This window comes from Photobacterium halotolerans DSM 18316 (genome assembly GCF_000425165.1).
GTDB classification, from domain to species: Bacteria; Pseudomonadota; Gammaproteobacteria; order Enterobacterales; family Vibrionaceae; genus Photobacterium; species Photobacterium halotolerans.
The window spans coordinates 597,078-619,783 of sequence record NZ_KE384319.1; the positions used below are offsets into that span (position 1 = coordinate 597,078).

At 50.9% G+C, this 22,706-nt stretch carries 21 protein-coding genes; 6 read left to right on the forward strand and 15 right to left on the reverse strand.

Features of this window, described 5'->3' with window-relative positions; genetic code table 11:
* Positions 1 to 36 precede the first annotated feature (36 nt).
* The 7 genes from H511_RS23275 to adhP form a co-directional block, all read right to left on the reverse strand.
* A complete protein-coding gene (locus H511_RS23275; RefSeq protein WP_051288112.1) occupies positions 37 to 2,223 on the reverse strand; it encodes a methyl-accepting chemotaxis protein in 2,187 nt (728 codons plus the stop codon).
* A 286-nt stretch (positions 2,224 to 2,509) separates the two neighbouring features.
* Complete coding sequence (locus H511_RS0112060; RefSeq protein WP_027252523.1) at positions 2,510 to 3,235, reverse strand: amino acid ABC transporter ATP-binding protein; 726 nt, start codon at positions 3,233 to 3,235, stop codon at positions 2,510 to 2,512.
* Positions 3,236 to 3,254: 19 nt separating this feature from the next.
* Positions 3,255 to 4,202 carry an amino acid ABC transporter permease gene (locus tag H511_RS0112065; protein ID WP_027252524.1) on the reverse strand — a complete coding sequence of 316 codons (948 nt, stop codon included), beginning with the start codon at positions 4,200 to 4,202 and terminating at the stop codon, positions 3,255 to 3,257.
* A 79-nt stretch (positions 4,203 to 4,281) separates the two neighbouring features.
* A complete protein-coding gene (locus H511_RS0112070; protein WP_027252525.1) occupies positions 4,282 to 5,079 on the reverse strand; it encodes a transporter substrate-binding domain-containing protein in 798 nt (265 codons plus the stop codon).
* 346 nt (positions 5,080 to 5,425) lie between these two features.
* Positions 5,426 to 5,923, reverse strand: a complete 498-nt coding sequence (locus H511_RS0112075) for a hypothetical protein (protein WP_027252526.1) — start codon at positions 5,921 to 5,923, stop codon at positions 5,426 to 5,428.
* Between the two features lie 188 nt (positions 5,924 to 6,111).
* Positions 6,112 to 6,684, reverse strand: coding sequence for an elongation factor P-like protein EfpL (efpL, locus tag H511_RS0112080; protein ID WP_027252527.1), 573 nt, complete (start codon positions 6,682 to 6,684; stop codon positions 6,112 to 6,114).
* Positions 6,685 to 6,844: 160 nt separating this feature from the next.
* Positions 6,845 to 7,858 (reverse strand): alcohol dehydrogenase AdhP, encoded by a 1,014-nt coding sequence (adhP, locus tag H511_RS0112085; protein WP_027252528.1) that lies wholly within the window; start codon positions 7,856 to 7,858, stop codon positions 6,845 to 6,847.
* Positions 7,859 to 8,327: 469 nt separating this feature from the next.
* On the opposite strand from adhP, the gene H511_RS23280 reads away from it, so the two are divergent.
* The 3 genes from H511_RS23280 (at position 8,328) to H511_RS0112100 (ending at position 11,624) form a co-directional block, all read left to right on the forward strand.
* Positions 8,328 to 9,263 carry a DMT family transporter gene (locus H511_RS23280; RefSeq protein ID WP_051288113.1) on the forward strand — a complete coding sequence of 312 codons (936 nt, stop codon included), beginning with the start codon at positions 8,328 to 8,330 and terminating at the stop codon, positions 9,261 to 9,263.
* Between the two features lie 235 nt (positions 9,264 to 9,498).
* Positions 9,499 to 10,830, forward strand: a complete 1,332-nt coding sequence (locus H511_RS0112095; protein ID WP_051288115.1) for a DUF2252 family protein — start codon at positions 9,499 to 9,501, stop codon at positions 10,828 to 10,830.
* Positions 10,831 to 10,919: 89 nt separating this feature from the next.
* A complete protein-coding gene (locus H511_RS0112100) occupies positions 10,920 to 11,624 on the forward strand; it encodes an SDR family NAD(P)-dependent oxidoreductase (protein WP_036759493.1) in 705 nt (234 codons plus the stop codon).
* Here H511_RS0112100 and H511_RS24440 read toward each other — a convergent pair.
* The 4 genes from H511_RS24440 to H511_RS23285 all read right to left on the reverse strand — a co-directional run bounded on the left by H511_RS24440 (position 11,611) and on the right by H511_RS23285 (position 13,698).
* Positions 11,611 to 11,763, reverse strand: a complete 153-nt coding sequence (locus H511_RS24440; protein WP_081669265.1) for a DUF2256 domain-containing protein — start codon at positions 11,761 to 11,763, stop codon at positions 11,611 to 11,613. The two genes, H511_RS0112100 and H511_RS24440, sit on opposite strands and share 14 nt — an antisense overlap.
* Before the next feature lie 135 nt (positions 11,764 to 11,898).
* The gene (locus H511_RS0112105; RefSeq protein WP_161446744.1) at positions 11,899 to 12,660 is read right to left on the reverse strand and encodes a metallophosphoesterase; all 762 of its coding nucleotides are present in this window, start codon (positions 12,658 to 12,660) and stop codon (positions 11,899 to 11,901) included.
* Positions 12,661 to 12,765: 105 nt separating this feature from the next.
* Positions 12,766 to 13,098 (reverse strand): DUF7709 family protein, encoded by a 333-nt coding sequence (locus tag H511_RS0112110; protein ID WP_027252532.1) that lies wholly within the window; start codon positions 13,096 to 13,098, stop codon positions 12,766 to 12,768.
* A 165-nt stretch (positions 13,099 to 13,263) separates the two neighbouring features.
* Positions 13,264 to 13,698 carry a cytochrome b gene (locus H511_RS23285; RefSeq protein WP_211225202.1) on the reverse strand — a complete coding sequence of 145 codons (435 nt, stop codon included), beginning with the start codon at positions 13,696 to 13,698 and terminating at the stop codon, positions 13,264 to 13,266.
* Positions 13,699 to 13,988: 290 nt separating this feature from the next.
* Between H511_RS23285 and H511_RS24875 the strand changes: the two genes are divergently transcribed.
* Entirely contained in the window at positions 13,989 to 14,165 is a 177-nt protein-coding gene (locus H511_RS24875; protein ID WP_169449968.1) for a hypothetical protein, read from the forward strand.
* A gap of 66 nt (positions 14,166 to 14,231) precedes the next feature.
* Here H511_RS24875 and H511_RS24820 read toward each other — a convergent pair whose 3' ends face one another.
* Complete coding sequence (locus H511_RS24820) at positions 14,232 to 14,576, reverse strand: hypothetical protein (protein ID WP_162144608.1); 345 nt, start codon at positions 14,574 to 14,576, stop codon at positions 14,232 to 14,234.
* A 222-nt stretch (positions 14,577 to 14,798) separates the two neighbouring features.
* Here H511_RS24820 and katG point away from each other — a divergent pair, with 222 nt between their 5' ends.
* Positions 14,799 to 17,009: a catalase/peroxidase HPI gene (gene katG / locus H511_RS0112130; protein ID WP_027252533.1), complete on the forward strand. Its 2,211-nt coding sequence runs from the start codon at positions 14,799 to 14,801 to the stop codon at positions 17,007 to 17,009.
* 320 nt (positions 17,010 to 17,329) lie between these two features.
* On the forward strand, positions 17,330 to 17,542 hold the full coding sequence (locus H511_RS0112135) for a hypothetical protein (RefSeq protein WP_027252534.1): 213 nt from the start codon (positions 17,330 to 17,332) through the stop codon (positions 17,540 to 17,542).
* Positions 17,543 to 17,638: 96 nt separating this feature from the next.
* Here the strand turns inward: H511_RS0112135 and cydB are convergent, their stop codons facing one another.
* The 3 genes from cydB to H511_RS0112150 form a co-directional block, all read right to left on the reverse strand.
* A complete protein-coding gene (cydB, locus tag H511_RS0112140; protein WP_276324926.1) occupies positions 17,639 to 18,658 on the reverse strand; it encodes a cytochrome d ubiquinol oxidase subunit II in 1,020 nt (339 codons plus the stop codon).
* Positions 18,659 to 18,667: 9 nt separating this feature from the next.
* Positions 18,668 to 20,047, reverse strand: a complete 1,380-nt coding sequence (locus H511_RS23290) for a cytochrome ubiquinol oxidase subunit I (RefSeq protein WP_081669266.1) — start codon at positions 20,045 to 20,047, stop codon at positions 18,668 to 18,670.
* A 91-nt stretch (positions 20,048 to 20,138) separates the two neighbouring features.
* Positions 20,139 to 22,463 (reverse strand): FdhF/YdeP family oxidoreductase, encoded by a 2,325-nt coding sequence (locus tag H511_RS0112150; protein WP_027252536.1) that lies wholly within the window; start codon positions 22,461 to 22,463, stop codon positions 20,139 to 20,141.
* Positions 22,464 to 22,706 lie beyond the last annotated feature (243 nt).

Here is a 22,706-nt window from a genome sequence, read left to right on the forward strand (position 1 = left end):
TAAATTATAACGAGTTTGTCAAAGATTCACCGCCATTCACCCATTTGTTCTGTGACCCGGCAACCGATCAGGCACACGACTGACATCTGCGCCTGAACTGACTTCGAACCTGTCCGCCATCTGGCGCAACCGGGAAATGGCATTCTGAACCAGCACGGTACGGCGACTGAGCTGTTGTGATGAGCGGGTCAGCAGCTCAGTAGAATGCTGAGCGGCCTGTGCCGTGTCGTGATGGCGCTCGCTGTTGCCTGCCAGCTGGTTGATCACCTCAAACATGGCTTCAACCGCCTGCCGCATCTGCTGGTTGCGCGCTCCGGCATCAATCACGACTGTGCTCTGCTCCACATCCCGGATACCCTGCTCCATCGATTGCACGGCCACAGCCGATTCAAGGCGCAGTTTCTCCATTAACGAACCGATATGGTTGGCCGCCTCTGAGGTGCGGCTTGCCAACTGGCGCACTTCATCCGCCACCACAGAAAAGCCCCGGCCATGATCGCCGGCCCTCGCCGCTTCAATCGCCGCATTCAGAGCCAGCAGATTGGTCTGCGCCGTGATATCGGTGATCAGTTTTACGATATCGCCAATCTGGCTCATTTCATTGTTCACCCCATTCACACTCTGTGCTGAACGCTCGACAACGCCTTTGATATTGTTGGTATTGGCTAACGCCTGCTGGTACTCCTGCTCCGCTTCCACCACCACCAGGTGCATGACATCCTGCATCTGATGCGCCGACACAGATGCAGAGCTGATATCGCTCTGCTGGCTACCGGCAAGATTCAACATCGCTGCAATCGCGCTTGAGGTGTCATTCGCCGCGCCGTCCATCCGCTCACAACGGCGAAGCATGGACTCACTCACTTCCCGGACTTCGTTTGCCGCGTGTATCATTTCACTGATCACCCCGTCCAGATTGTCGATGAAGCTGTTGATCCAGCGCCCCATCTCACCGGTTTCATCGGGTTTAAAGCGCTCGGCATTCAATCGCTGCTGAAGATTTCCGTCGCCTTCCGCAAGCGCCTGAATCACTGACGTCATTTCCTGCATTTGCTTCACCAGCGGGCCAGAAGCCGTCAGGCGAAATACCAGTAAACTCAGCAAGGCGGTCAGTGCGCCCAGACCCGCCTGAGCAAAGGGGCCCAGCCCCTGAGTCACGCTCATCAGCATAGGGAAGAAAATCGCGGCCGCGCTGCACATCAAAAAGGTTTTGCTGAGACGGTAATGCAAAGACCGGTGACGATACACTTCCTCCAGGTCCGCTTCGCACATCATACCCCAGCGATCCGGCGAGCCCGGCAGCTGAAAGGTCACCCCTTTGCCAATCACAGGAATGTGGCGATAGTCTGAATAACCGGGATAGGACACGAACAGGTTTTGCCCGTGCCGGATGGTTTCCCTGACCCCCGGATGCAGCTCTCCGGTGGCCGGATCGGTAAAGCGGATCTCAAACTCAGTATGGCGGTTGACCTTAACCGTGCCGTACTGGGTATGAATACCGGATTTCAGGTTTTCGCCGTGGGAAAAGGTATCGTCTTCAAAACGTGAGCGTGACAGCGCCGTGCCCGGCAGCAATTGCGGATCAAACGCAGAGTTCACCATAAAAATATAGTTATCACCCGATTCAGGATAGATGTGCCCGGCTTCGCGCTGAATTAAATCACTGATGACATCATTGGGCAGCCTGGCGCATAAACACTCCTGAACCTCAGTGCTGCCGTCTGCCAGCGTGACAGTTACCGGCTGATAGAACATCAGGGTCACCGCATCATGAAATGAGGAGGTGGTGCGGCCCAGCCGCTCTGTGACCGGATCAACATAAGGGCCGTGCAGAAAACGCGCCCTGAGCCCGTTCTGCAGTGCTTTCTGCACCACCAGCGTTTTCCCTTTGTGGCTCTGATGGGTCGAGGTGCTGACAAGGCCATGGCTGTCAGTGATAAACAACTCAGAGAAGTGCGCCGCCCGTCCTCTGAGCCTGCGCAACGCGTCATCACGTTCTTCCTCGGGTTTAGTGGCCAGGTACAAGGCCGCATCCTGCAAGAACAGCCATTGGTTCTCCACCCAGGTTTCTAAAATTCTCACCCGTGTCAGTGCCACACTGGTGAAGGTTTGTTGCAAATCATCCTGCCGCTTGCGATTGAGCCAGCAAGCCCGTCGCATTGCCAGTTTTCCCGTACGCCCCCAAACGGGTAACCAATGTTTTTCCTGAGCGGACAAATCCATTGTGCAAACTCCCTGCATCTCGCATTTTATGTGTCGTGTGTGTCGTCACTTATTGTTTTATATCGACTTACTGCAATTTCAGTGCCACTGAAATCGATTGTCACAGACGGGAAATGCTCAATATTCCCACAACTCACGCACCAATAAGGTTCAACAAGGAAAAACCTGCATCTTTAGGGTGCAATACCATGATTTTATGGTGGAACCAAAAAGATTGTAGAAATAGAAAGGCAGACTCACTGAGTCTGCCTCTGGTCTTACACAGGTTAAGAGAAATGTGTGCCTGCTAGAGAATTTTTGACAGGAACTGGGCCAGCCGGGGGTGCTTGGGCGCATCAAAAAAATTCTCGGGCGAATCACTGACCAGCAACTCACCGTCTTCCATAAACAGCACCCGATCGGCCACTTCACGGGCAAAGCCCATTTCGTGTGTCACCACCACCATGGTCATGCCTTCTGCAGCCAGATCTTTCATCACATCCAACACCTCACCAACCATTTCGGGGTCGAGCGCGGAGGTGGGTTCGTCGAACAGCATCACATCCGGCTGCATAGCCAGAGCCCGGGCAATGGCAACCCGCTGCTGCTGGCCGCCGGATAACTGCGACGGATAGACATTCATTTTATCCGCCAGGCCGACCCGCCTGAGCAGTTTTTCGGCTTCCGGTTCGATATCCGCTTTCGTGCGTCCCCTGACTTTCTGCGGTGCCAGCATCACATTGCCTTTCACCGTTTTATGGGGAAACAGGTTAAACGACTGAAAGACCATGCCAACGTTGGCACGCAATTCGTTGATATTGGTGCTTTTGGCATACATGTCCATGCCATCAATCTGAATCTGCCCTGAGGTGATCACTTCCAGCTGGTTCAGCGTGCGCAGAAACGTGGATTTACCCGAGCCAGACGGCCCGATGATGACCACGACCTCACCACGTTTCACCGTTGCACTGACATCTTTCAGTGCATGGCACAGATTGGGGTAAATTTTATTGACCTTGTCGGCGACTATCATGTCGTCGCCCTGATATGTATTAGTCACTGCTCGCCAACCTCTTCTCAATTCGCTGTACGGCCCACGACAGGCTGGTCGTCAGGAGCAGATACAGCCCTGCCACCACAAACCACACCTCGAACGTGGCGAAACTGCCGCTGATGACCTCGCGGCCGGCCTTGGTCAAATCGGTAATAGAGATCACCGATACCAGAGAGGAGTCTTTGATCAGCGTAATCAGCTGGCCCGCCATCGGCGGCAGCGTGCGTTTAAAAGCCTGTGGCAGGATGACATACATCATCGCCTTGGGGTAACTCATGCCCAGTGAACGGGCCGCTTCCATCTGCCCTGGCGGGATCGACTGAATACCGGCGCGGATAATTTCCGCAATGTAAGCGCCGGTGAAAATGGACAGTGCCACCACACCCGCGGTAAAACGCTCCAGATCGAAAATCGTGCCCAGGAAAAAGTACACGATGAAAATTTGTACCAGTAACGGTGTGCCACGGATAATTTCGACGTACAGGAAAGCCAGATTTTTGGTTACAGGGTTATGCGATATCCGCATCAATCCGGCCATCAGGCCCAGAATAATGGCGAAGAACAGTGAGAGCACCGAGATTTTCAGGGTCACCCACAAGCCCAGCGTGACCGGACCGATCGTCCACTGATCGCTGCTTGCCACCACATCGCCTTCAAAAACCAGATCGCCCTGCTGCACCCGGCGGGTATCATAAGCGGGGATCTGCTGAGGCACATTACTGTAGTCAAGGTTGATGGTAATTGAGTTGTCAGCGTTAATCTGCACCGTACCATCACCCTGCGCCCTGAACTCTTTAGGGGTGGTATCCACAATAAATGGCAAGACACGGTGCCATTGCCAGTTGTAATTGATGCTTTGCGAAGCCTGGTACAGCCCCGTCATCAGCAGCGCCAGGATGACAACAAAGACAGTTTGCCAGAGCCACCGGTTAGACGTCCTAATCATATACTTCTTCCTTAGGCGTGTCGGAATGAGAAAACAGCGGGAACGCACGGCTGGCTCAGCGGCCAGCCGTTATCAGGGTTTATTGCACCTGGCTCAGCCAGCTGTTGTCTTTAAACCATTTGTCGTAGATTCGCTCGTAGGTTCCGTCGCCTTTGATCTGGCGCAGGAAGTTATTGAGGAAGTTCAGCATATCCATATCGCCCTGGGCGACCGCCCAGCCTAATGGCTCATAGGTGAATGGCTGCTCAAGGTGAACCACTTTGCCTGTGTTCTGCGAGGCATAAATGGCGTTAAACGGCATGTCGTAAATAAAAGCATCCGCTTTGCCGTTTGCCACTTCCAGCACGGCATCAGACTGGGTTTCAAACACATTGAGCTTCGCTTTGCTGATCATGCGCTTGATCGCTTGCTCACCTGTGGTGCCAAGCTTAGTCGCAATGGTGTATTTGCTGTCGTTCAGATCTTTGTAGCTTTTGATCTTACCTTCAAGCTCAGGATTGAGCAGAATAGTCTGACCCACAATGATGTAAGGTTCTGCGAAGTTTACCCGCATATTACGTTGCGCGTTGATGGTCATACCCGCATTGATGATGTGACACTTACCGGTCAGAAGAGTAGGAATAATACCGTCCCAGGCTGTGTTGACCGGCACATATTTCACCCCCATCTGGCGGGCCATCATTTTACCGATATCAATATCAAAACCAACAAAAGAGCCGTTTTTGCTTTTCATTTCAAACGGCATATAACCTGCGTCAAAACACACACGAAGTTCGCCGGTTTTAACAATATCATCCATTACCGGGCCAGCGGTGGCAGACACTGACGTGCCTAACAATGCACAGGCTGCCACAACACGGCTTACGAATTTACGCATAGACATCCTTGTATCCTTATCGTTATCAAAATGCTGATGTATCGAACTGATACGAGGATGGTTATAGCAAATTAAATCTTGCAAACTCAATTGAGATTGAACAGAAAACAATCAGGATAAAATTCAGCCTTAAGTCGATTGACGGCATAAATAAACACTATCTACGCATTAATCAGCACTAAATTAAGGTCAGCGCCTTAGTAAGCAGCACAGATTGCGGAAGTCACAGCCAATTACAATGGATGATATTTTAGTCGATTATTTGACAGTGGGCTCATTATTAACAAATTTAACACCACAGATAACAGGAGAACCTACCGATATAACAGACAGATAAGCAAAAAAATTATAAATCCAGATATGTGACACACAGTTCATTAATATCAATGCTGTCAGGCATTTCATTCAGTGTTTTAGCCACTGCCCTGTCCTGTATGCCTTCAATAACACGCAGGCCTGAACCTTCGTCCGCCCGCAGCGCATTCACGCTGTCATCACTTAAAAACAGCAGCCATAAAATCCCGTAGAATGTGTGAATACGACTGACATCTTCTCTGGCATACACCTCTTTACCTTTAGCTTCGATCGTGACTTTACTGTTCACTTCAGACAACCAGTAGGTCGGAAATAATCCTAAGGTGTAAGTCGAAATAATACCGGAAATGTTTTCATCCGCGTAGTCATTCACCGCATCGGTATATACTTTCATTTCATAATAGGCTGGCGTATACCGGCATTGATCAAGATAGGTATCAACAACGACATCTTCCAGATCGCCTCCCACATATCCGGCACAACCCTGAAGCATAAACAAAGTAATGAGGCTGGACAGTGCCTTTTTCATATTCACTCTTCCGAAACAGAAGCCGGGTCAGCAGATAAAAGTGTGTTGCATAGCTTAACGATAGTTAAGAGCAGTGCAAATTGAAGCAAATATACTGGGAGGCCGCTCAAAAAAAGCCGCATAACAAAAATGTCCGACATTCGGGACGCACATCTTGCTGCGGCTTTTTTCCAACAATGCAGAGAAACTTACTTCTCTACACGGTTCATATATTTGTGTTCCAGTGTATTCACACGAATGCGATCACCGGTAGCAATATATTCTGGCACCTGTACCGATAAACCTGTGCTCAGCACAGCAGGTTTTGTGCGGGCGCTGGCAGAGGCTCCTTTGATTGAAGGATCAGTTTCTACAATTTCCAGATCAACTGTAGACGGCAATTCCAGCGCAACCGGCGCACCATTAACCACCAGCACATGCAGTCCCTGAATATCTTCAGTAATGAACAGCAACTCTTCTTCAATCACATCTTTGTGGAAGTGATACGGGGTGTAATCCTCATTGTCCATGAAGATATACTCTTCACCGTCAATGTAAGAGAAAGAGGCGGCATGGCGACTAAAGTCTGCCAGTGTGATGATGTCATCGGCTTTGAAGCTCACATCCGCTTTCGCGTTGGTTGCCACATCATACATACGCATGCGGTAAAGGCTGTTACCGGCGCGGCCACTTGGTGTTAGCTTGTTGATTTCTTTAACAAAATACACCTTACCTTCGTGTTCAATCGCTGCAGACTTTTTAATATCACTTGCCTTAGGCATAGTCATAAACTCCAGATAGACATTTGTCGCGAGAAAATAGCACGAAACGGCATGAAGACAAGTAGGCAACGCAGAAAAAAGAGCGGCTTTTCAAAGAAAAATAGCCGCTTTGCCTGAGGAGAAAGCAAAGCGGCCGGTTAACCCGGTTATAACTGGGCGCTTACGCCAGATTCATCACAATCCGGCCTGTAATTTCCCCTTTGATCATCTCATCGAAAATCTCGTTAATGTCTTCCAGCGCTTTCACTTCAGTAATGGCTTTCACCTTGCCTTCCGCGGCAAATTGCAGGCATTCCTGTAAGTCCTGACGCGTACCGACAATCGAGCCAATCACTTTAATACCGTTCAGTACGGTATCAAAGATAGGTATCGGCATGTCTTCCGGCGGCAAGCCCACCAGCACACAGCTGCCACCACGCCGCACCGAGCGGTAAGTCTCTTCAAACGCAGGCTTGGACACTGCCGTACACACGACACCATGCGCGCCACCCACCAGCCGGTGAATCGCTTCTGACGGTTTTTCTTGCATGAAATCGATACAGTGCACAGCGCCCAGTTCTTTCGCCAGGGCCATTTTCTCGGCGCCGGTATCCACCGCGATGACGTTCATTCCCATGGCTTTGGCATACTGCACCGCCAAATGGCCCAAACCACCTACACCGATAATGGCGACCCACTGGCCCGGTTTGACCTCTGTCACTTTCAGCGCTTTGTAGGTAGTCACCCCCGCGCAGAACAAAGGCGCGGCATCAACATAAGACAGCCCGTCCGGAATTTTCACCACATACTCACCATGAGCCAGGCAGTACTCGGCATAGCCGCCATCGACAGAATAACCGGCATTTTGCTGATCCAGGCATAAGGTTTCGCGGCCGGACAAACAATACTCACAATGACCGCACGCCGAATACAGCCAGGGCACACCCACCCGGTCACCTATCTTGAGATGATGGATTTCGCTGCCCACCTGGACAATTTCGCCGACCCCTTCATGGCCAGGCACCAGAGGCATTTTGGGTTTCACCGGCCAGTCGCCGTGACAAGCATGTAAATCGGTATGACACACCCCACAGGCATGAATTTTCACCAGTATGTCCCGGGGTTTGACAGCAGGCAGGGGAATATCTTTGATTTCCAGTTTCCCTTTGAATTCATTCACAACAGCGGCTTTCATGACTGCGACTCCTTACGAGTGATTGAACAACCATTGTTGGTGAAAAATTCAACCTGTTTATAGATCTGGATCAATATCCATCCAATTGAATAATGTTTTGTTGTCCGGACAGACAAAAGTGTGAGTGCAGACACCAGCCGATGGGCCCTGATACGCGTTTTACTTTCTTCCGCCTGATGACAGAAACGTGTTCCTGCGAGATACCGCAACATCATCAGGCATTTGGCCTGTTTATCAGAACAAAACCCAAGCTTGCCGAGTGGATTTCATCCCGTACCACAGACCCGCTGATAGCCTGTTTTAGTCATTACGTTGTAAATTTACAACAAACATGATGATGCAGATCACAGCTGGCAACTAATATTGCCAGTTATTTGTTTAACTTTCGGGTCAAAATTTCTTGTCTTGAGGGTCAGGTTTTGGTTAAATGCTCTGGTTTTCGAGTTAATCTTAGTCATAGAGAAGTTGAATGTTGTCATTGAACCAAATTTCACATCTGAAGTTATTTTTCTTCACTGTGCTGATTAGCCTGTCATTCCCGATTGGCAGCTATATTATGGCTTCCATGGATCCGCTCGTAGTGACCTGGGTACGTTATCTGCTGGCCAGCCTGCTGTTTGTCGGGGTTCTGGTTGCTAAAAGACAGTTCCGTATCCCCTCTGCGAAAGATTTGGGCCGATACACGCTGATCAGCTTGCCGGCACTGGGCTATTTTGTTGCCATGTTTATTGCGCTGCGCGACACCAGCCCGCTGGACGCCAGTGCCCTGTACACCACTGTGCCGTTAATGAGTGCCATTCTGGCTGCGTTCGTGTTCAAGCGCAGTACCTCAATGTCTGTCACGCTGGCTTTGCTGGGCGGTATGCTGGGTGCCGGTCTGATTATTTTCCGAGGTGATCTGAGCGCTGCCGGTTCTATCGCAATGACAGCCTCTAACAAAATTTATCTGCTGGGCTGTCTGGGGATGGCGCTCAATCCGATCATTGTCAAAAAGTGCTATCGGGGCGAATCTTTCATCCACCTGACCTGCTGGACACTGATCTGTGCAACAGGCTTGCTGACTGTTGCCATTGCACCACAACTGGTGCAAGTGCAATGGACGCAAATTCCGGCTGATATCTGGCTGGGTATCGGGTATCTGGCGGTGTTCGCCACAGCTATCAGTTTCTTCCTGTTCCAGCAGGGCAGTGTCGCGCTGGCTCCTGAACAGGTATCGGCCTATACCTATCTGATCCCTGTGCTGGTACTGCTGGTTAACCGGTTCACCGGCAATCTGGTTCCCTGGGAAGAAGTCAGCTATGGCGTAGTCACCGTCTTGTTATCGATGACAGTGATGATCCGCCGCGGCTCACCCGGCACAAATGCCGTTGTTGCCAAACCAGAACAAGAAGCACTGGCAAAATAATCTCAAGTAATCAAAAAATACCGCCTGAATTATTCGGGCGGTATTTTTATATCAAATAAAACAAACTGATATCCTGGCTGCCAGGTGTTTTTCACAAACACGCTGCTGCTCCGTCTCAGCACAGCAAAATGCAACCGGCATCGGCTTATTGAGCACAAACCTGTCCCCTCAGCTAGATTTCTTTTCATCATCAACAATACTGGTAATGGTATAGCCACCAATCCAGAAGATGCTTATGACAACCCGACGCGAGTTCCTGTGCCAACAAATCCAGCTTATTGACGGCGTAGTCCCTAACGCCGCTATTGCGCTCAACAAACACCAGAAAATGGCCTGGAGCCCGTTCCAGTTCTTCCGCGGCACTGCACAACTGTTTTATGCTGATCTGGCTCAGGGAGTATTGGTACTGCCCGACTTGTTGCTGGCCAAACCGGGTCAGACTTTCATCATGGGTGACTGCCACCTGACTAACTTTGGCTTTCTGACTGAAGAAGGATCACAAGGTGATCAGGTTATCTTCTCTCCTAACGATTTTGATGATGCCTGTGTCGGATACGGTGTCTGGGATCTGGCCCGCTACCTGACCAGTCTGGCACTGGCCAGCGATTTCGGCTGCGGGTTACTCGAAGGGCGCTATCTCACAGAAGAGCTGGCTATCGACGACGATTTAAACGCCGTTAATAAAGACGACATCCATCAAGCCTGTGAAGCATTTCTGTCGGCATACTTAAAAACATTGCAGCATGTCATTGAAGACAACGATGCCAGATACAATGTCCTGAAAAAATTCGATGATGATCATGTGCTTGATAAATATTGCCGCAAAGCCACTAAGCGCGCCGCTGGCGGAAAAGATTTTCTGAGTAAAAGCCAGCTAGCCAAATCCACCACGTTTGAAGATGGCAGGCTTCGCTTTGCTGACAAACCGTTAAAATACCAGCGTATTGATGCTGCTGAGTATGAGGAGGCGGAGACAAGATTCCGGCCGTATCTGGATGATGATGTACTCGATATAGTGATCCGTCTTGATGCCGGAACTGGCTCGAACAATGTCGGGCGTTATTATTTTCTGGTTGGCCCGAACGACGTCAGGAGTATCGATGACTTACCCTTGTGTCATATTGTTGAAGTGAAACAACAGCGTCAGGCTGCCCCCATATACGCGTTCCCTGATATCAGTCCCGTCAACTCGCTCAATCCGGCGCATCTGACCGCTGACTGCCAGCGGTTTATGCAGCGTCGGCCTGATCTCTTACTGGACGAGGTTATCTGGCGGGATAAACACTGGCTGGTTCGCTCACGGCACCATGCGCGTTTGTCGGTCAAACCCGAAGATCTGGTCTTAAATGACAAAGATCCCTGCACCGCCTTTTGCCAGTATGCCTCCGCCTGTGGCGAGGCCTTAGCGCTGGCCCATTCTCGCGGCGACAGGCGCTCAGTGCGTTTCGAACAGTTCATGCTCGAAAGCCCGCCCGGTAACGAGGACGCATTAATTACCGCCTGCCAGCAATACAGTGAGCAGGTTATTGAGGATTATAAAATCCATTGTGCGTTACTCGAAAAATAAAGGTTCGTCTCTCTCCCTCAGCAGCCCGTTCTGTCTCTCAAGCAGTCAGGCGAGACATGATCACAAACAACAGGTGCAGGAAAGAGGTTATGGATATCCTGATTACAGGCGGAACCGGCGGCATTGGTCATGCGATGGTGGATATACTCAGCCAGCTTGACTCTGTGAATGTCAATGCCCTTTGGCATCTCACCCCGCCACCTGAAAATACTTGCCGCGTTCAGTGGCACCGTGCTGACGTCACTGACGAAAAAGACGTCACCGAACTGGCCCGCAAGTTAGCACGAATAGACTGGATCATTAATACGACAGGCAAATTACACTCGGATAACCTAAAGCCAGAAAAGAACCTGCAACAATTTGAAGCCGCAGCATTTGCAGAGATGATCCGCATCAACACGCTACCGACACTATTACTGGCGAAGCATTTCACCCACGCACTCAAACGCAGCCCTTCTCCACGTCTGGCTGTCTTATCTGCCCGGGTTGGCAGTATCAGTGATAACCGGCTGGGTGGCTGGTACAGCTACCGTTGTGCCAAAGCCGCACTCAATATGGCAGTGAAATCTATCAGTATTGAGTGGCAACGCACGATACCCAAAAGCTGTGTCGTGGCACTCCATCCCGGCACGACGGACACACCACTGTCCAAGCCGTTTCAGCACAATGTGCCTGCGGGTAAACTGTTTCCTCCTCACCGTGTTGCCAGCGACCTGATAAAAATCATTGAATCGCTGACACCGGCTCAGACCGGCCAATTTCTGGCTTACGACGGCACTGTTATTGATTGGTAATCTTTTGTCTGTGTTTATTGCGACGACAGCGCTCAGAACAATATTTCACATCTTGCCAGCAATTTGCCCATTTCTTGCGCCAGGTAAAGGGCCTGTGACAGTGAAAACACATTTTTACAGGTAAATGGCAACCTGCCATAACCTCCCCTCCAACATGCCGGATCACCTGAACAGGATTCACTATGTCCCTACAGAATATGCCGGCTTAGTTAATTTAACTGTTATTGCGGAAGCTGGCTGCGCTTTGGGATAGCTGAGCTGCAAGATCGTGCCGTTAAATCCACATTAAGCCATCCGTCGATTCTTCCCGCAGAAAGGAGAATACCTGAAACAACCCCAGCACTTCACCTCCCCGGCGGTATTTCAGCAACAGACCTCTGTCTCCCATTGACATCGCACCATCAATATAAACCCGGTTGCCACTGACCTTAGCTTTCAGCCCTGATACTATGTTATGCCCCATCAGCACCGCATCAATGTGGGATACGACACTATGTTCATCATGGGTAAAAACAGTCCGGTCCCAGACTGCATAATATTGATCTTCCTTGCTCAGAGTACGGTCATTACAGCACTGGGTAAACTGTTGCCAGTCACAGGGTGCCGGCACGGCAGCGTGCACAAGACCAATTCGGTGGCCGTTGATCTGCAGGGTATAGCAAAGTGGTAAGTTTGCCGCGAAATCCAGCATTTTTCTGACATCAGCAATAGCAACATCTTCATGCCAGCGACCGCCATTCATGATCCATAGGGATCTGTCGGCATTATCTTTCATGGCACTGCACGCCATTTGCTCATGGTTTCCCTGAATGGCATAAATCGCCGGGCAATCCTGCACGGCTTTCAATATCGCCATAGAATCCGGGCCACGATCTATCATATCGCCCAGAATGAACAGCCGGTCCCGGATTTCACCATCCAGCGGATAACGGAACCCCACCTCCTTCAGTACATCCTGCAGCAGAGCGTACTGTCCGTGCGGATCAGACAGAAAATAAATGTCGTAATGGGGGTCGAGCTGAAGGTATTCGTGCATGGAACCGCCCGGAATCATTGCCTGTTCTTAACTTAAGTTTAGCAAGGGGCAATGCTGCCGGGCATAGTGCTTGCTTTGTCTTTTCTTTACTCCACTGTCAAATCGTTACTTTTCCGCCATTCCGGCCAGGTATTGCTTGGCTTTTAAACCGACAAAGCGGCGGCCCGGGTTTGCTCCGGCAACCCACTCATCAGAACTAAAGAGATCAAACAATCCGACTTTTATCAACGTAGGGATTGCCAGCTCCAGCTCTTTCTCGATCATTCCCCGCTGACCCGCATTATAAAGCTCAATGTTATGCAGCATGGTCGCGACGGTTCCCGTCTGTACTTTGCTGCCATCTTTGAGTGTCACCGCAGGCAGATTTTCCCCATCTGCGACGACTTTCTGATTAATAGCGCCGAGCTGCTCTGTGTGTTCCAAAATAGGTGCTGACATCATCTTCTCCGATAGCGATTGGTATCGCGATGATTGTATATCAAAGCAACTGATTTCATAAAGAGCCCGTTAACGCCACATGCGCGCCAGTACATCCTCATGGTTTTTGCGGATTCGATGCCAGAACGTCATCACAATGTGGCCAAGAGTAAAGGCCAGCAGCAGTCAGGCCAGCTCTCCGTGCAGCAGGTTACCCAGTCCAACCATCCATTCAATTTTTGCACTGTCAAACCCGTCCATTAACGGAATCCCGAAAGGTGAAAAAGCACGGCCAGAGCCATACTGTCGAATCAGTGCCAGCGCAGGAATGACTAGCATCAGTGCATATAAGGCTTTATGGCCCAGAGCAGCGATACGGCTGATTGAGGCCGGACGGCGCGACACATTCAGCACCGCCCACACAAGGCGTAACGCAATGATCATCAGCAGCAGAAAACCCAGTGGCTTATGCGTTGCCCACATCAGTTCATCCAGCCACGAATCTTCAAGCAATGCGTGCGTTGCTGCCGACAAAAACTGCCAAAGCAGTAGCAGTGCCACCCCCCAATGTAAAAACCGACTTATCACACCATAGCGCTGAGCATTATCCAGAACTGACATAACATTATCCTTATTGCTTCCTGATAAGCACTTTAGACGCTGATCTGCAGAAAAATCTCCCGTGAAAGTGGCACATTTACATTTACTTACGTAAACGAGGCAGTTACGTAAACAAGGCTGAAGGGATTACCGGCAGACAATGAAAAAAACCAGGCTGAAAACGCGCCATGATGTTCAATAAACACTCTGCAGGCCTGATTCGCGTCTCCACGCAGATTTCAGATCACTGACTTGCCAAAACGCTATCGAATGTATATACATTGTATATGTGTGTGTCATAGTGAGCCGGTATGGTCAGTCGCAAGAAATCAAAAGCAATGAAGAAAGACAGCCAGTTAATCATCAGAATTAATGGTGAAGAACGTGACGCATTTGTTGTTTTATGCGAAGAAATGGATACCAGCGCCGCACGTGAAGTGCGTCGGTTTATCCGTCAGTTTGTGAAAGAAAACTCACAACCTCAGTGACCAGCAGCCTGCACATGCATGTGGCCAGATCGGCCAGGTTGATAGGTTAGGTGAAAGCTGTTCCTTTCATGTCAGCCATTTTTCCTCAAACGTTGAACCAACCGGAGAATGAAAATGGCAAAAGTGTCTAAAAAAGCAAAAAAACTGCAAAAAGAAATCAAAGTGCGTAAAGCGAAAGTCGCCAAGCACGAAGGTAAACTTAAAAAACTGAAGAAAAAACTGAAAAAATCCTGATTTTTCAACAGTTGCAATCCGGTGGTGTCTGCCATCGGATTGTTGTTCACGTGAAGCCATGCGGTGCAATCTCTTGTTACCCCGGTCAAATAACTTCCTGATACCGTTTTCTGCCGCTGTTTCACCTATAGTTACCCTTGGGGTAGCAATCAATACACCTTTACTGATCTCACTCAAATTAAAACCACCTCATTGGCATAACATCTTGGTGTCGCTGTCTTGTCACAGACGCTATTTACCCTTTTCCCTTACAGAGAGCGAACTTCGGTTCCTTACAACTATTGAAAAAACCGATTGTTGTCATTGATAAAAACGTCTTTATCCGATTGCCAGTCGGTCTATATTCAAGTGTGTAACTGAGATACACCACACCCTACACTAATTCTCAAGGAGCAATGTATGAGCAACGGCAAAGGTACCACTACGGGTGGATGCCCAGTAATGCATGGCAGCAATACCAACCTTCGCGGCGCGGGGACAAGGAATGAAGATTGGTGGCCGAATCAGTTAAACCTTAAAATCCTCCATCAGAACGATAAAAAGTCAAACCCTCTGGATGAAGACTTCAACTACGCAGAAGAATTCAAAAAACTCGACCTGAAAGCCGTTAAGCAAGATATTGAGAACGTGCTGACCGACTCGCAGGACTGGTGGCCGGCAGACTACGGTCACTATGGCCCGCTTATGATACGTATGGCCTGGCACGCAGCAGGCACCTACCGTACCGGCGACGGCCGTGGCGGTGCATCAACCGGTAATCAGCGCTTCGCGCCATTGAACAGCTGGCCGGATAACGGCAACCTGGATAAAGCCCGCCGCTTGCTGTGGCCGGTCAAACAAAAATACGGCAATAAACTCTCCTGGGCAGATCTCTTTATTCTTACCGGCAACGTTGCCCTTGAATCCATGGGGTTCAAAACCTTTGGCTTTGGTGGCGGACGGGCTGATATCTGGGAGCCGGAAGAAGATATCTACTGGGGCGCTGAAGACGTCTGGCTGGATAACAAACGTTATAGCGGCGAACGTGATTTAGAAAACCCGCTGGCCGCGGTGCAAATGGGCCTGATTTACGTGAACCCGGAAGGACCGGACGGCAACCCTGACCCGCTGGGATCCGGCCGTGATGTCCGCGAAACCTTCGCCCGTATGGCGATGAACGATTATGAAACCGTTGCACTGACGGCCGGTGGACACACCTTTGGTAAATGCCATGGTGCCGGTGATGCGGCGCTGGTTGGCCCTGATCCGGAAGCCGCACCCATTGAGCAGATGGGTCTCGGCTGGAAAAATGCTCACGGAAAAGGTAAAGGTCGTGATGCCATTACCAGTGGTCTGGAAGGTGCCTGGACACCGACCCCGACCAAATGGGACAACACCTATTTCGAGATGCTGCTGGGTAATGAGTGGGAACTGACAAAAAGCCCGGCCGGTGCCAACCAATGGAAAGTGAAAAACGTCACTGATAAAAACCAGGCACCCGATCCGGAAGATGCTTCACAACGCGTCAACATCATGATGACAACAGCGGATATGTCGATGCGTGAAGATCCTGAATATCGCAAGATTTCAGAACACTTCCGTGCCAATCCTGAGGAATTTGCCGATGCCTTTGCCCGGGCCTGGTTCAAACTGACTCACCGCGATATGGGTCCTAAGTCACGCTATCTTGGCCCTGAAGTACCGGCAGAAGATCTGATCTGGCAAGACCCGGTACCCGCCGTCGATCACGATCTGATCAATGACAGTGATATTGCTGCACTGAAGCAAACCATTCTCAACTCGGGCTTAAGCGTGACCGAGCTGGTGTACACTGCCTGGTCGTCAGCCGCGACGTTCCGTGGTTCTGACTGCCGCGGTGGGGCAAATGGCGCGCGTATCCGCCTGGCACCACAGAATAACTGGGAAGTGAACCAACCCGGACAACTGAAGAAAGTGCTGAGCACCTTTGAAGGAATTCAAAAAGACTTCAACTCAGCACAATCAGGCAACAAGGCCGTGTCACTGGCTGATCTGATTGTTCTTGGTGGTGTGGCAGCTGTTGAGAAAGCCGCAAAAGACGCAGGTTTCAGCGTGAATGTGCCTTTTTCACCGGGCCGTACCGACGCCACCGATGATCAGACGGATGCAGAATCGTTCGATGTGCTCGAGCCTGTCGCTGATGGTTTCCGTAACTACATGAAAACCAAATACACAGTTTCTGCCGAAGAAATGCTGCTGGACCGAGCCCAGCTGCTCACCCTGACGGCACCGGAAATGACAGTGCTGCTCGGGGGGATGCGTGCGCTGAATGCCAACTTCGGTGGTTCGAAACACGGTGTATTCACCGACAAACCGGGCGTGCTGACGAACGACTTCTTTGTCAATCTGCTGGATATGAACACCGAATGGCAACCGACCTCAGACGCCGCCGATGAATTCGAAGGGCGTGACCGGAAAACAGGTCAGGTGAAATGGACCGCAACCCGTGTCGATCTGGTCTTTGGTGCCAACTCGCAACTGCGTGCCATTTCGGAAGTGTATGGCGGCAGCGATGGCAAAGAGAAGTTCGTTAACGACTTCGTCAGCGCCTGGACGAAAGTCATGAACGCCGATCGGTTTGATCTGAAATAACCCCTGCCTACCCCCTCCCGATCCTGGGAGGGGGATATATTATATCTTCAAAGGCTTAGCATCATACTCTGATAAAGGCCTTCTCTTTTCAGACACTTTCTCAGGCATTCTCCTGCAAACGTTACAATTGCAAATCAGTTGCAATACCAGCAGGCAAATACCGACAGCATTTCCTGCCTGCTTTACCGTTGGGCAGAAAGTCAGAAATTCAGATGAAGCTGTCATATACTCAGAGAATAAAATTTAAAAACCTCAAGCTGACCATAGGGTTAATGCTTTGACGCATGCATTTTCTGTGATTAAAACGATAGAAGAGGCTTATGATGATTGTAGGATATGCGAAATTTTCGAAAAGACACCCTTACTTTCATTTATTTCTCATTGCATCTCTCACTCTGATCTTTTTAATCTCTGCTTTTATACTGATTGAATATGAAACCATTGAACTGGCTGGGGTGATTATTTTAATTGGCAGTACCCTGCCCTTTTTTGCCAAAGCGTCTAAATACAAACAGCAATATTTATCTGATTAACCAAAATGCCTTATACAATAATTCGCCGGGCTCTGTTACTGAGAGCCCGGTGAAAGGTTGATTTAGCGGAAATCATCCATTAATCATAGCCAATCATTAATGATAGGCGTCCCCAACCTGAACTTTTCCCCGGAACACATGGTACCCCCACAGGGTGTACATCAGGATCACAGGCAAAATAAACAAAGTCCCTATCAGTGCAAACAACTGACTGGTGGTGGGTGACGCCGCCTGCCATAAATCAACCGACGGCGGTACAATATTCGGCCAGATACTGATCACCAGCCCGGCGTAGCCCAGAAAAACCAGTCCGAGTGTGGCCACAAAAGGTTTATGGGAATGACGCAGGCGAAGGCTTCTTTGTAAGCCATACAAGGCAATTACCGCCAGCACCACGACAGCACAGGTCAGCATCCAGTGTGAACCGTGCAGCCAGCGCTGTGCAATGTCCTGTTGCAGATAAGCCGTCCAGCCACATGTAATGACAATCACCCACGCCAGCAGGTATGCCAGTGGACGGCTGTAGTGGCGCATTCTGGACTCCAGCATGCCTTCGGTTTTTATCAGCAGCCAGGTGCTGCCTAACAGCGCATATGTCAGCAGCAGACCAATACCGCAGAACAACGGGAAAGGTGCCAACCAGTCAAAGGCGCCGCCCGCAAACTGGCGGTCAACCACAGGAATACCGGACACATAAGTGCCGAGCGCCACGCCCTGGAAAAAGGTCGCCAGCACAGAGCCGCCGATAAAAGCTTTATCCCAGATATGACGTTTCTCTGCCGTCGCCTTAAAGCGGAATTCAAATGCGACGCCCCTTAAAATCAAGCCGGCCAGCACAAAAATCAGCGGCAGATAGAGCGCTTCAAAAATCAGCGAATATGCCAGCGGGAAAGCGCCATACATGGCAGCCGCGCCAAAAACAATCCAGGTTTCATTACCATCCCAGACCGGCGCAACCGTGTTCATCATGACATCACGCTCCTGTGCGTCTGAGATAAACGGAAACAAGATCCCCAATCCTAAGTCGAAACCATCTAAAATCACATACATCATGATGCCAAACGCAATGATGATGCTCCAGATGATCGACAAATCAATACCTTGTATCTCCATCATGCTGTCTCCTTACTCTGTGACTGTTTGGGGTTTCAGGGTCTGATCCCCCTGGTCGTTCTGAAGTCCGTACAAGCCTTTCGGGCCTTTACTGACCAGGCGCATCATGTAGCCGATACCGACGGTAAAGACGGAGAAATACACCACCACAAAAATCGCCAGTGAGATGCTCATCTGCACCACATTATGATTAGACACCACCTCACTGGTTCGCATCATGCCGTACACCACCCAGGGCTGGCGGCCCATTTCGGTCGTAAACCAGCCAGCCAGCAGCGCAATCAGACCGGACGGCCCCATCATCAGCATAAAGCGCAGGAACATTTTACTCTGATACAAACGGCCCTTACGGCGCAGGTAGAGTGCCGCCAGTCCGGACAACAGCATCAGCATGCCCAGGCCAGCCATCACACGGAAACTCCAGAACACGACCGTGGCATTGGGTCTGTCTGCTTTCGGAAAGCTTTTCAGCGCCGGGATCTGCTGATCCAGACTGTGTGTCAGGATCAGACTCCCCAGGTAGGGAATCTCAACCTTGTAACGGGTTTCTTCTGCTTCCATATCCGGAATACCGAACAGAATCAGCGGCGTTGCTTCACCCGGTTCGTTCTCCCAGTGACCCTCAATGGCAGCAATTTTGGCCGGCTGGTGTTGCAGCGTATTCAGGCCATGGGCATCACCCACAAACGCCTGAATCGGCGCTACCAGCAGGATCATCCACATGGCCATCGACAGCATTTTTCTGATTTCCGCGGTATTACGGCCATGCAGCAGGTGCCATGCCGCTGACGCTGCGACGAAAAAGGCCGTCGACAGAAAAGCAGCCAGCGCCATATGCACCAGGCGATACGGGAAAGAAGGGTTAAACACTATCCTGAACCAGTCGACCGGCACCACCCGTCCATTCACAATCTCAATGCCTTGCGGTGTCTGCATCCAGCTATTGGAAGACAGAATCCAGAAGGTCGAAATCAGCGTACCGACGGCCACCATCACAGTGGCGAAGAAGTGCATACGGCGGCTGACCCGTTCCCAGCCAAACAGCATCACGCCCAGAAATCCCGCTTCGAGAAAAAAGGCGGTCAGCACCTCGTAGGTCAGTAACGGCCCGGTCACACTGCCGGCAAAGTCGGAGAAACGGGCCCAGTTAGTGCCGAATTCGTAGGACATCACCAGCCCTGACACCACGCCCATCCCAAAGTTAACCGCAAAAATTTTCGACCAGAAGTGGTAGAGATTTTTATAAACCTGATTACCGGTTTTCAGCCATCGCCATTCAAGCACTGCCAGATAACTGGCCAGCCCAATGGTAATTGCCGGAAAAATAATGTGAAAGGAGACCGTAAACGCGAACTGGATCCGCGCCAGGTCCAATGCTTCAAAATGAAACATATTGCTATCCTTATAGACTGACTGCTTGTCTGATAACGGCAGCCATGTCCGGCTGCCGCAGGCATATAAAAGAGAATTTAACCGCTCAGACTCAGACGGCTGACGCCGGAATCCGGTTGCCGTTCTGTGCTTTTTCCAGCTTTATCGCGATAAATTTCGACGTTGGAGTGAAGGTGCGATCGCCGTAGCTTTCCAGTGGCACCAGCGGGTTGGTTTCCGGGTAATACGCCGCCACCTGGCCGGACGGCATGTCATACGCCACCAGCACAAAACCAGACACCCGGCGCGTTTTACCGTCTTCCCACAAGGAAACCAGATCCACTTTCTCGCCCGGTTCAAACCCGAGACGGCGGATATCATCTTCATTGGCAAACACCACCTCACGGATGCCAAATACCCCACGGTATCGGTCGTCCAGGCCGTACAATGTGGTGTTGTACTGATCGTGGGAACGCATGGTCTGCAATATCAGATCCGGCTTATCACCACGCGCCAGCACGGTTGCATTAACCAGCTGTTCCGGCAGAGCACAGGGCGCGAACTGCGCTTTGCCACTCGGCGTATTCCACTGCCGTTTCGCCGCAGTGTTACCAAGATAGAATCCCCCCGGATGGTTCAGTTTCTCGTTAAAGTTTTCGAAACCCGGAATGGTATCGGCAATCAGATCGCGGATACGGCGGTAATCGGCCACGGTCCAGTCCCAGTCAATCGGATGATCACCCAGGGTGGCTTTCGCTATGCCTGCAATAATCGCGGGTTCAGAGCGCAACTGAGCAGAGCGGGGTTTTAACTGACCGTAGGAGATGTGCACCATGCTGAAAGTATCTTCGACCGTTACCCCTTGCGGGCCTTCAGCCTGGATGTCGATTTCAGTGCGTCCCAGACAAGGCAGGATCAGCGCATCCCGGCCTGTCACCAGATGGCCGCGATTGAGTTTGGTCGAAATCTGCACCGTCAGATCGCAGTTTCTCAGGGCGGCATGGGTTCGCACCGTGTCCGGGGTAGCCTGCGCAAAGTTGCCACCTAGCCCGATAAAGACTTTCGAGCGCTGCGCTTCCATCGCCTGAATCGCCTGCACTGCATTGTGCCCCTGCATGCGCGGCACCCTGAATTTGAAACGATCTTCCAAGGCATCAAGAAACGCATCATGCGGCTGCTCATCGATCCCCATAGTACGGTCGCCCTGCACGTTACTGTGCCCGCGCACCGGAGACAGACCGGCTCCGGGTTTTCCCACATTGCCTCTGAGCAGCTGCAGATTAACCACTTCCTGAATCGTCGGCACCGAATGCCTGTGCTGGGTCAGCCCCATCGCCCAGCACATCACCACCCTCTCGGCGCGGCGGTACATACGGGCCGCCATTTCGATATCAGCCAGGCTCAGGCCCGACTGTTCAACAATGTGCGTCCAGCTGGTTGCGTCCACTTCAGCCAGATACTGCTCCAGCCCGGTGGTGTGACTGTTGATGAAGTCATGGTCAAAGACAGCCGGCTCACCTTTCTCCAGCGCCTCACGCTCCCAGTTCAGCAAAAACTTAGCAATACCACGCATCGCTGCCATATCGCCGCCTAATGCTGGACGAAAGTAGGCGGTGTTGGTCGGTTCCGAGCCATTACTAAGCATTTCAAACGGGTGCTGCGGGTGCTGAAAGCGTTCCAGTCCGCGTTCTTTCAGAGGGTTAAAGCAGACCACCTGTGCGCCACGTTTCACCGCTTCACGCAGCGGCTCCAGCATACGGGGATGGTTGGTACCCGGATTCTGGCCTATCACAAAAATAGCGTCCGCCAGCTCCAGATCCTCGAACACCACAGTGCCTTTGCCGACCCCTATGGTGTCCATCATGCCGATCCCGCTGGCCTCATGACACATGTTCGAACAATCCGGAAAGTTATTGGTGCCGAAAGCACGCACAAACAGCTGATAGAGATAAGCCGCTTCGTTGCTGGCACGGCCAGAGGTATAGAACTCGGCCTGATCCGGTGAATCAAGACGGTTTAAGTGTGTTGCGATCAGGGCGAATGCATCATCCCAGCTGATTGCCTCATAATGATCACTTTCCGCGTTGTAGCGCATCGGATGAGACAAGCGGCCCTGATATTCCAGCCAGTAATCGCTCTGTTTCAGCAGCTCAGAGACACTGTATCGGGCGAAGAAACTGGGATCCACCAGACGGCCGGTCGCTTCCCAGTTCACCGCTTTGGCGCCGTTTTCACAAAACTTCACCAAACCGTCTTCGGGTGATTCTCCCCAGGCGCATCCCGGACAATCGAAACCACCGTTCTGATTGGTTTTCAGCATGGCTCTGAGATTACGGAATGCATTCTCGCTGCCAAGCCAGCTTTTGGTGACACTTTTTAAGGCCCCCCAGCCTGCTGCCGGGCCCTGATAATCTCTGATATTTTCCTTGTGGCTCATGAAAGTACTCCTCAGATAGGAATAACAACGAAAAGACATGCCAACAGCACCGACACCTGCGCGACAACCTTTCAGTGTTCGCCGGAATAATCCATCACTGCCTGAAACTGGCATTTGTTCATTGCGTTTGAGATGCAATTAATGCGAAGTCTGTTCTAGGGACTGCAATTAAAATGATCTTAATCAAAGATTATGGCGATAGCGGTGCGGCGTCTAATTGATATTATTGAAGGAGTGATAAGC

What these genes read in the sequence shown, in the direction of transcription:
- H511_RS23275 (WP_051288112.1), bottom strand. Translation starts at nt 2,223, where the DNA reads ATGGATTTGTCCGCTCAGGAAAAACATTGGTTACCCGTTTGGGGGCGT.
- H511_RS0112060 (WP_027252523.1), bottom strand. Translation starts at nt 3,235, where the DNA reads ATGATAGTCGCCGACAAGGTCAATAAAATTTACCCCAATCTGTGCCAT.
- H511_RS0112065 (WP_027252524.1), bottom strand. Translation starts at nt 4,202, where the DNA reads ATGATTAGGACGTCTAACCGGTGGCTCTGGCAAACTGTCTTTGTTGTC.
- H511_RS0112070 (WP_027252525.1), bottom strand. Translation starts at nt 5,079, where the DNA reads ATGCGTAAATTCGTAAGCCGTGTTGTGGCAGCCTGTGCATTGTTAGGC.
- H511_RS0112075 (WP_027252526.1), bottom strand. Translation starts at nt 5,923, where the DNA reads ATGAAAAAGGCACTGTCCAGCCTCATTACTTTGTTTATGCTTCAGGGT.
- efpL (WP_027252527.1), bottom strand. Translation starts at nt 6,684, where the DNA reads ATGCCTAAGGCAAGTGATATTAAAAAGTCTGCAGCGATTGAACACGAA.
- adhP (WP_027252528.1), bottom strand. Translation starts at nt 7,858, where the DNA reads ATGAAAGCCGCTGTTGTGAATGAATTCAAAGGGAAACTGGAAATCAAA.
- H511_RS23280 (WP_051288113.1), top strand. Translation starts at nt 8,328, where the DNA reads ATGTTGTCATTGAACCAAATTTCACATCTGAAGTTATTTTTCTTCACT.
- H511_RS0112095 (WP_051288115.1), top strand. Translation starts at nt 9,499, where the DNA reads ATGACAACCCGACGCGAGTTCCTGTGCCAACAAATCCAGCTTATTGAC.
- H511_RS0112100 (WP_036759493.1), top strand. Translation starts at nt 10,920, where the DNA reads ATGGATATCCTGATTACAGGCGGAACCGGCGGCATTGGTCATGCGATG.
- H511_RS24440 (WP_081669265.1), bottom strand. Translation starts at nt 11,763, where the DNA reads ATGGCAGGTTGCCATTTACCTGTAAAAATGTGTTTTCACTGTCACAGG.
- H511_RS0112105 (WP_161446744.1), bottom strand. Translation starts at nt 12,660, where the DNA reads ATGCACGAATACCTTCAGCTCGACCCCCATTACGACATTTATTTTCTG.
- H511_RS0112110 (WP_027252532.1), bottom strand. Translation starts at nt 13,098, where the DNA reads ATGTCAGCACCTATTTTGGAACACACAGAGCAGCTCGGCGCTATTAAT.
- H511_RS23285 (WP_211225202.1), bottom strand. Translation starts at nt 13,698, where the DNA reads ATGTCAGTTCTGGATAATGCTCAGCGCTATGGTGTGATAAGTCGGTTT.
- H511_RS24875 (WP_169449968.1), top strand. Translation starts at nt 13,989, where the DNA reads ATGGTCAGTCGCAAGAAATCAAAAGCAATGAAGAAAGACAGCCAGTTA.
- katG (WP_027252533.1), top strand. Translation starts at nt 14,799, where the DNA reads ATGAGCAACGGCAAAGGTACCACTACGGGTGGATGCCCAGTAATGCAT.
- H511_RS0112135 (WP_027252534.1), top strand. Translation starts at nt 17,330, where the DNA reads ATGATGATTGTAGGATATGCGAAATTTTCGAAAAGACACCCTTACTTT.
- cydB (WP_276324926.1), bottom strand. Translation starts at nt 18,658, where the DNA reads ATGATGGAGATACAAGGTATTGATTTGTCGATCATCTGGAGCATCATC.
- H511_RS23290 (WP_081669266.1), bottom strand. Translation starts at nt 20,047, where the DNA reads ATGTTTCATTTTGAAGCATTGGACCTGGCGCGGATCCAGTTCGCGTTT.
- H511_RS0112150 (WP_027252536.1), bottom strand. Translation starts at nt 22,463, where the DNA reads ATGAGCCACAAGGAAAATATCAGAGATTATCAGGGCCCGGCAGCAGGC.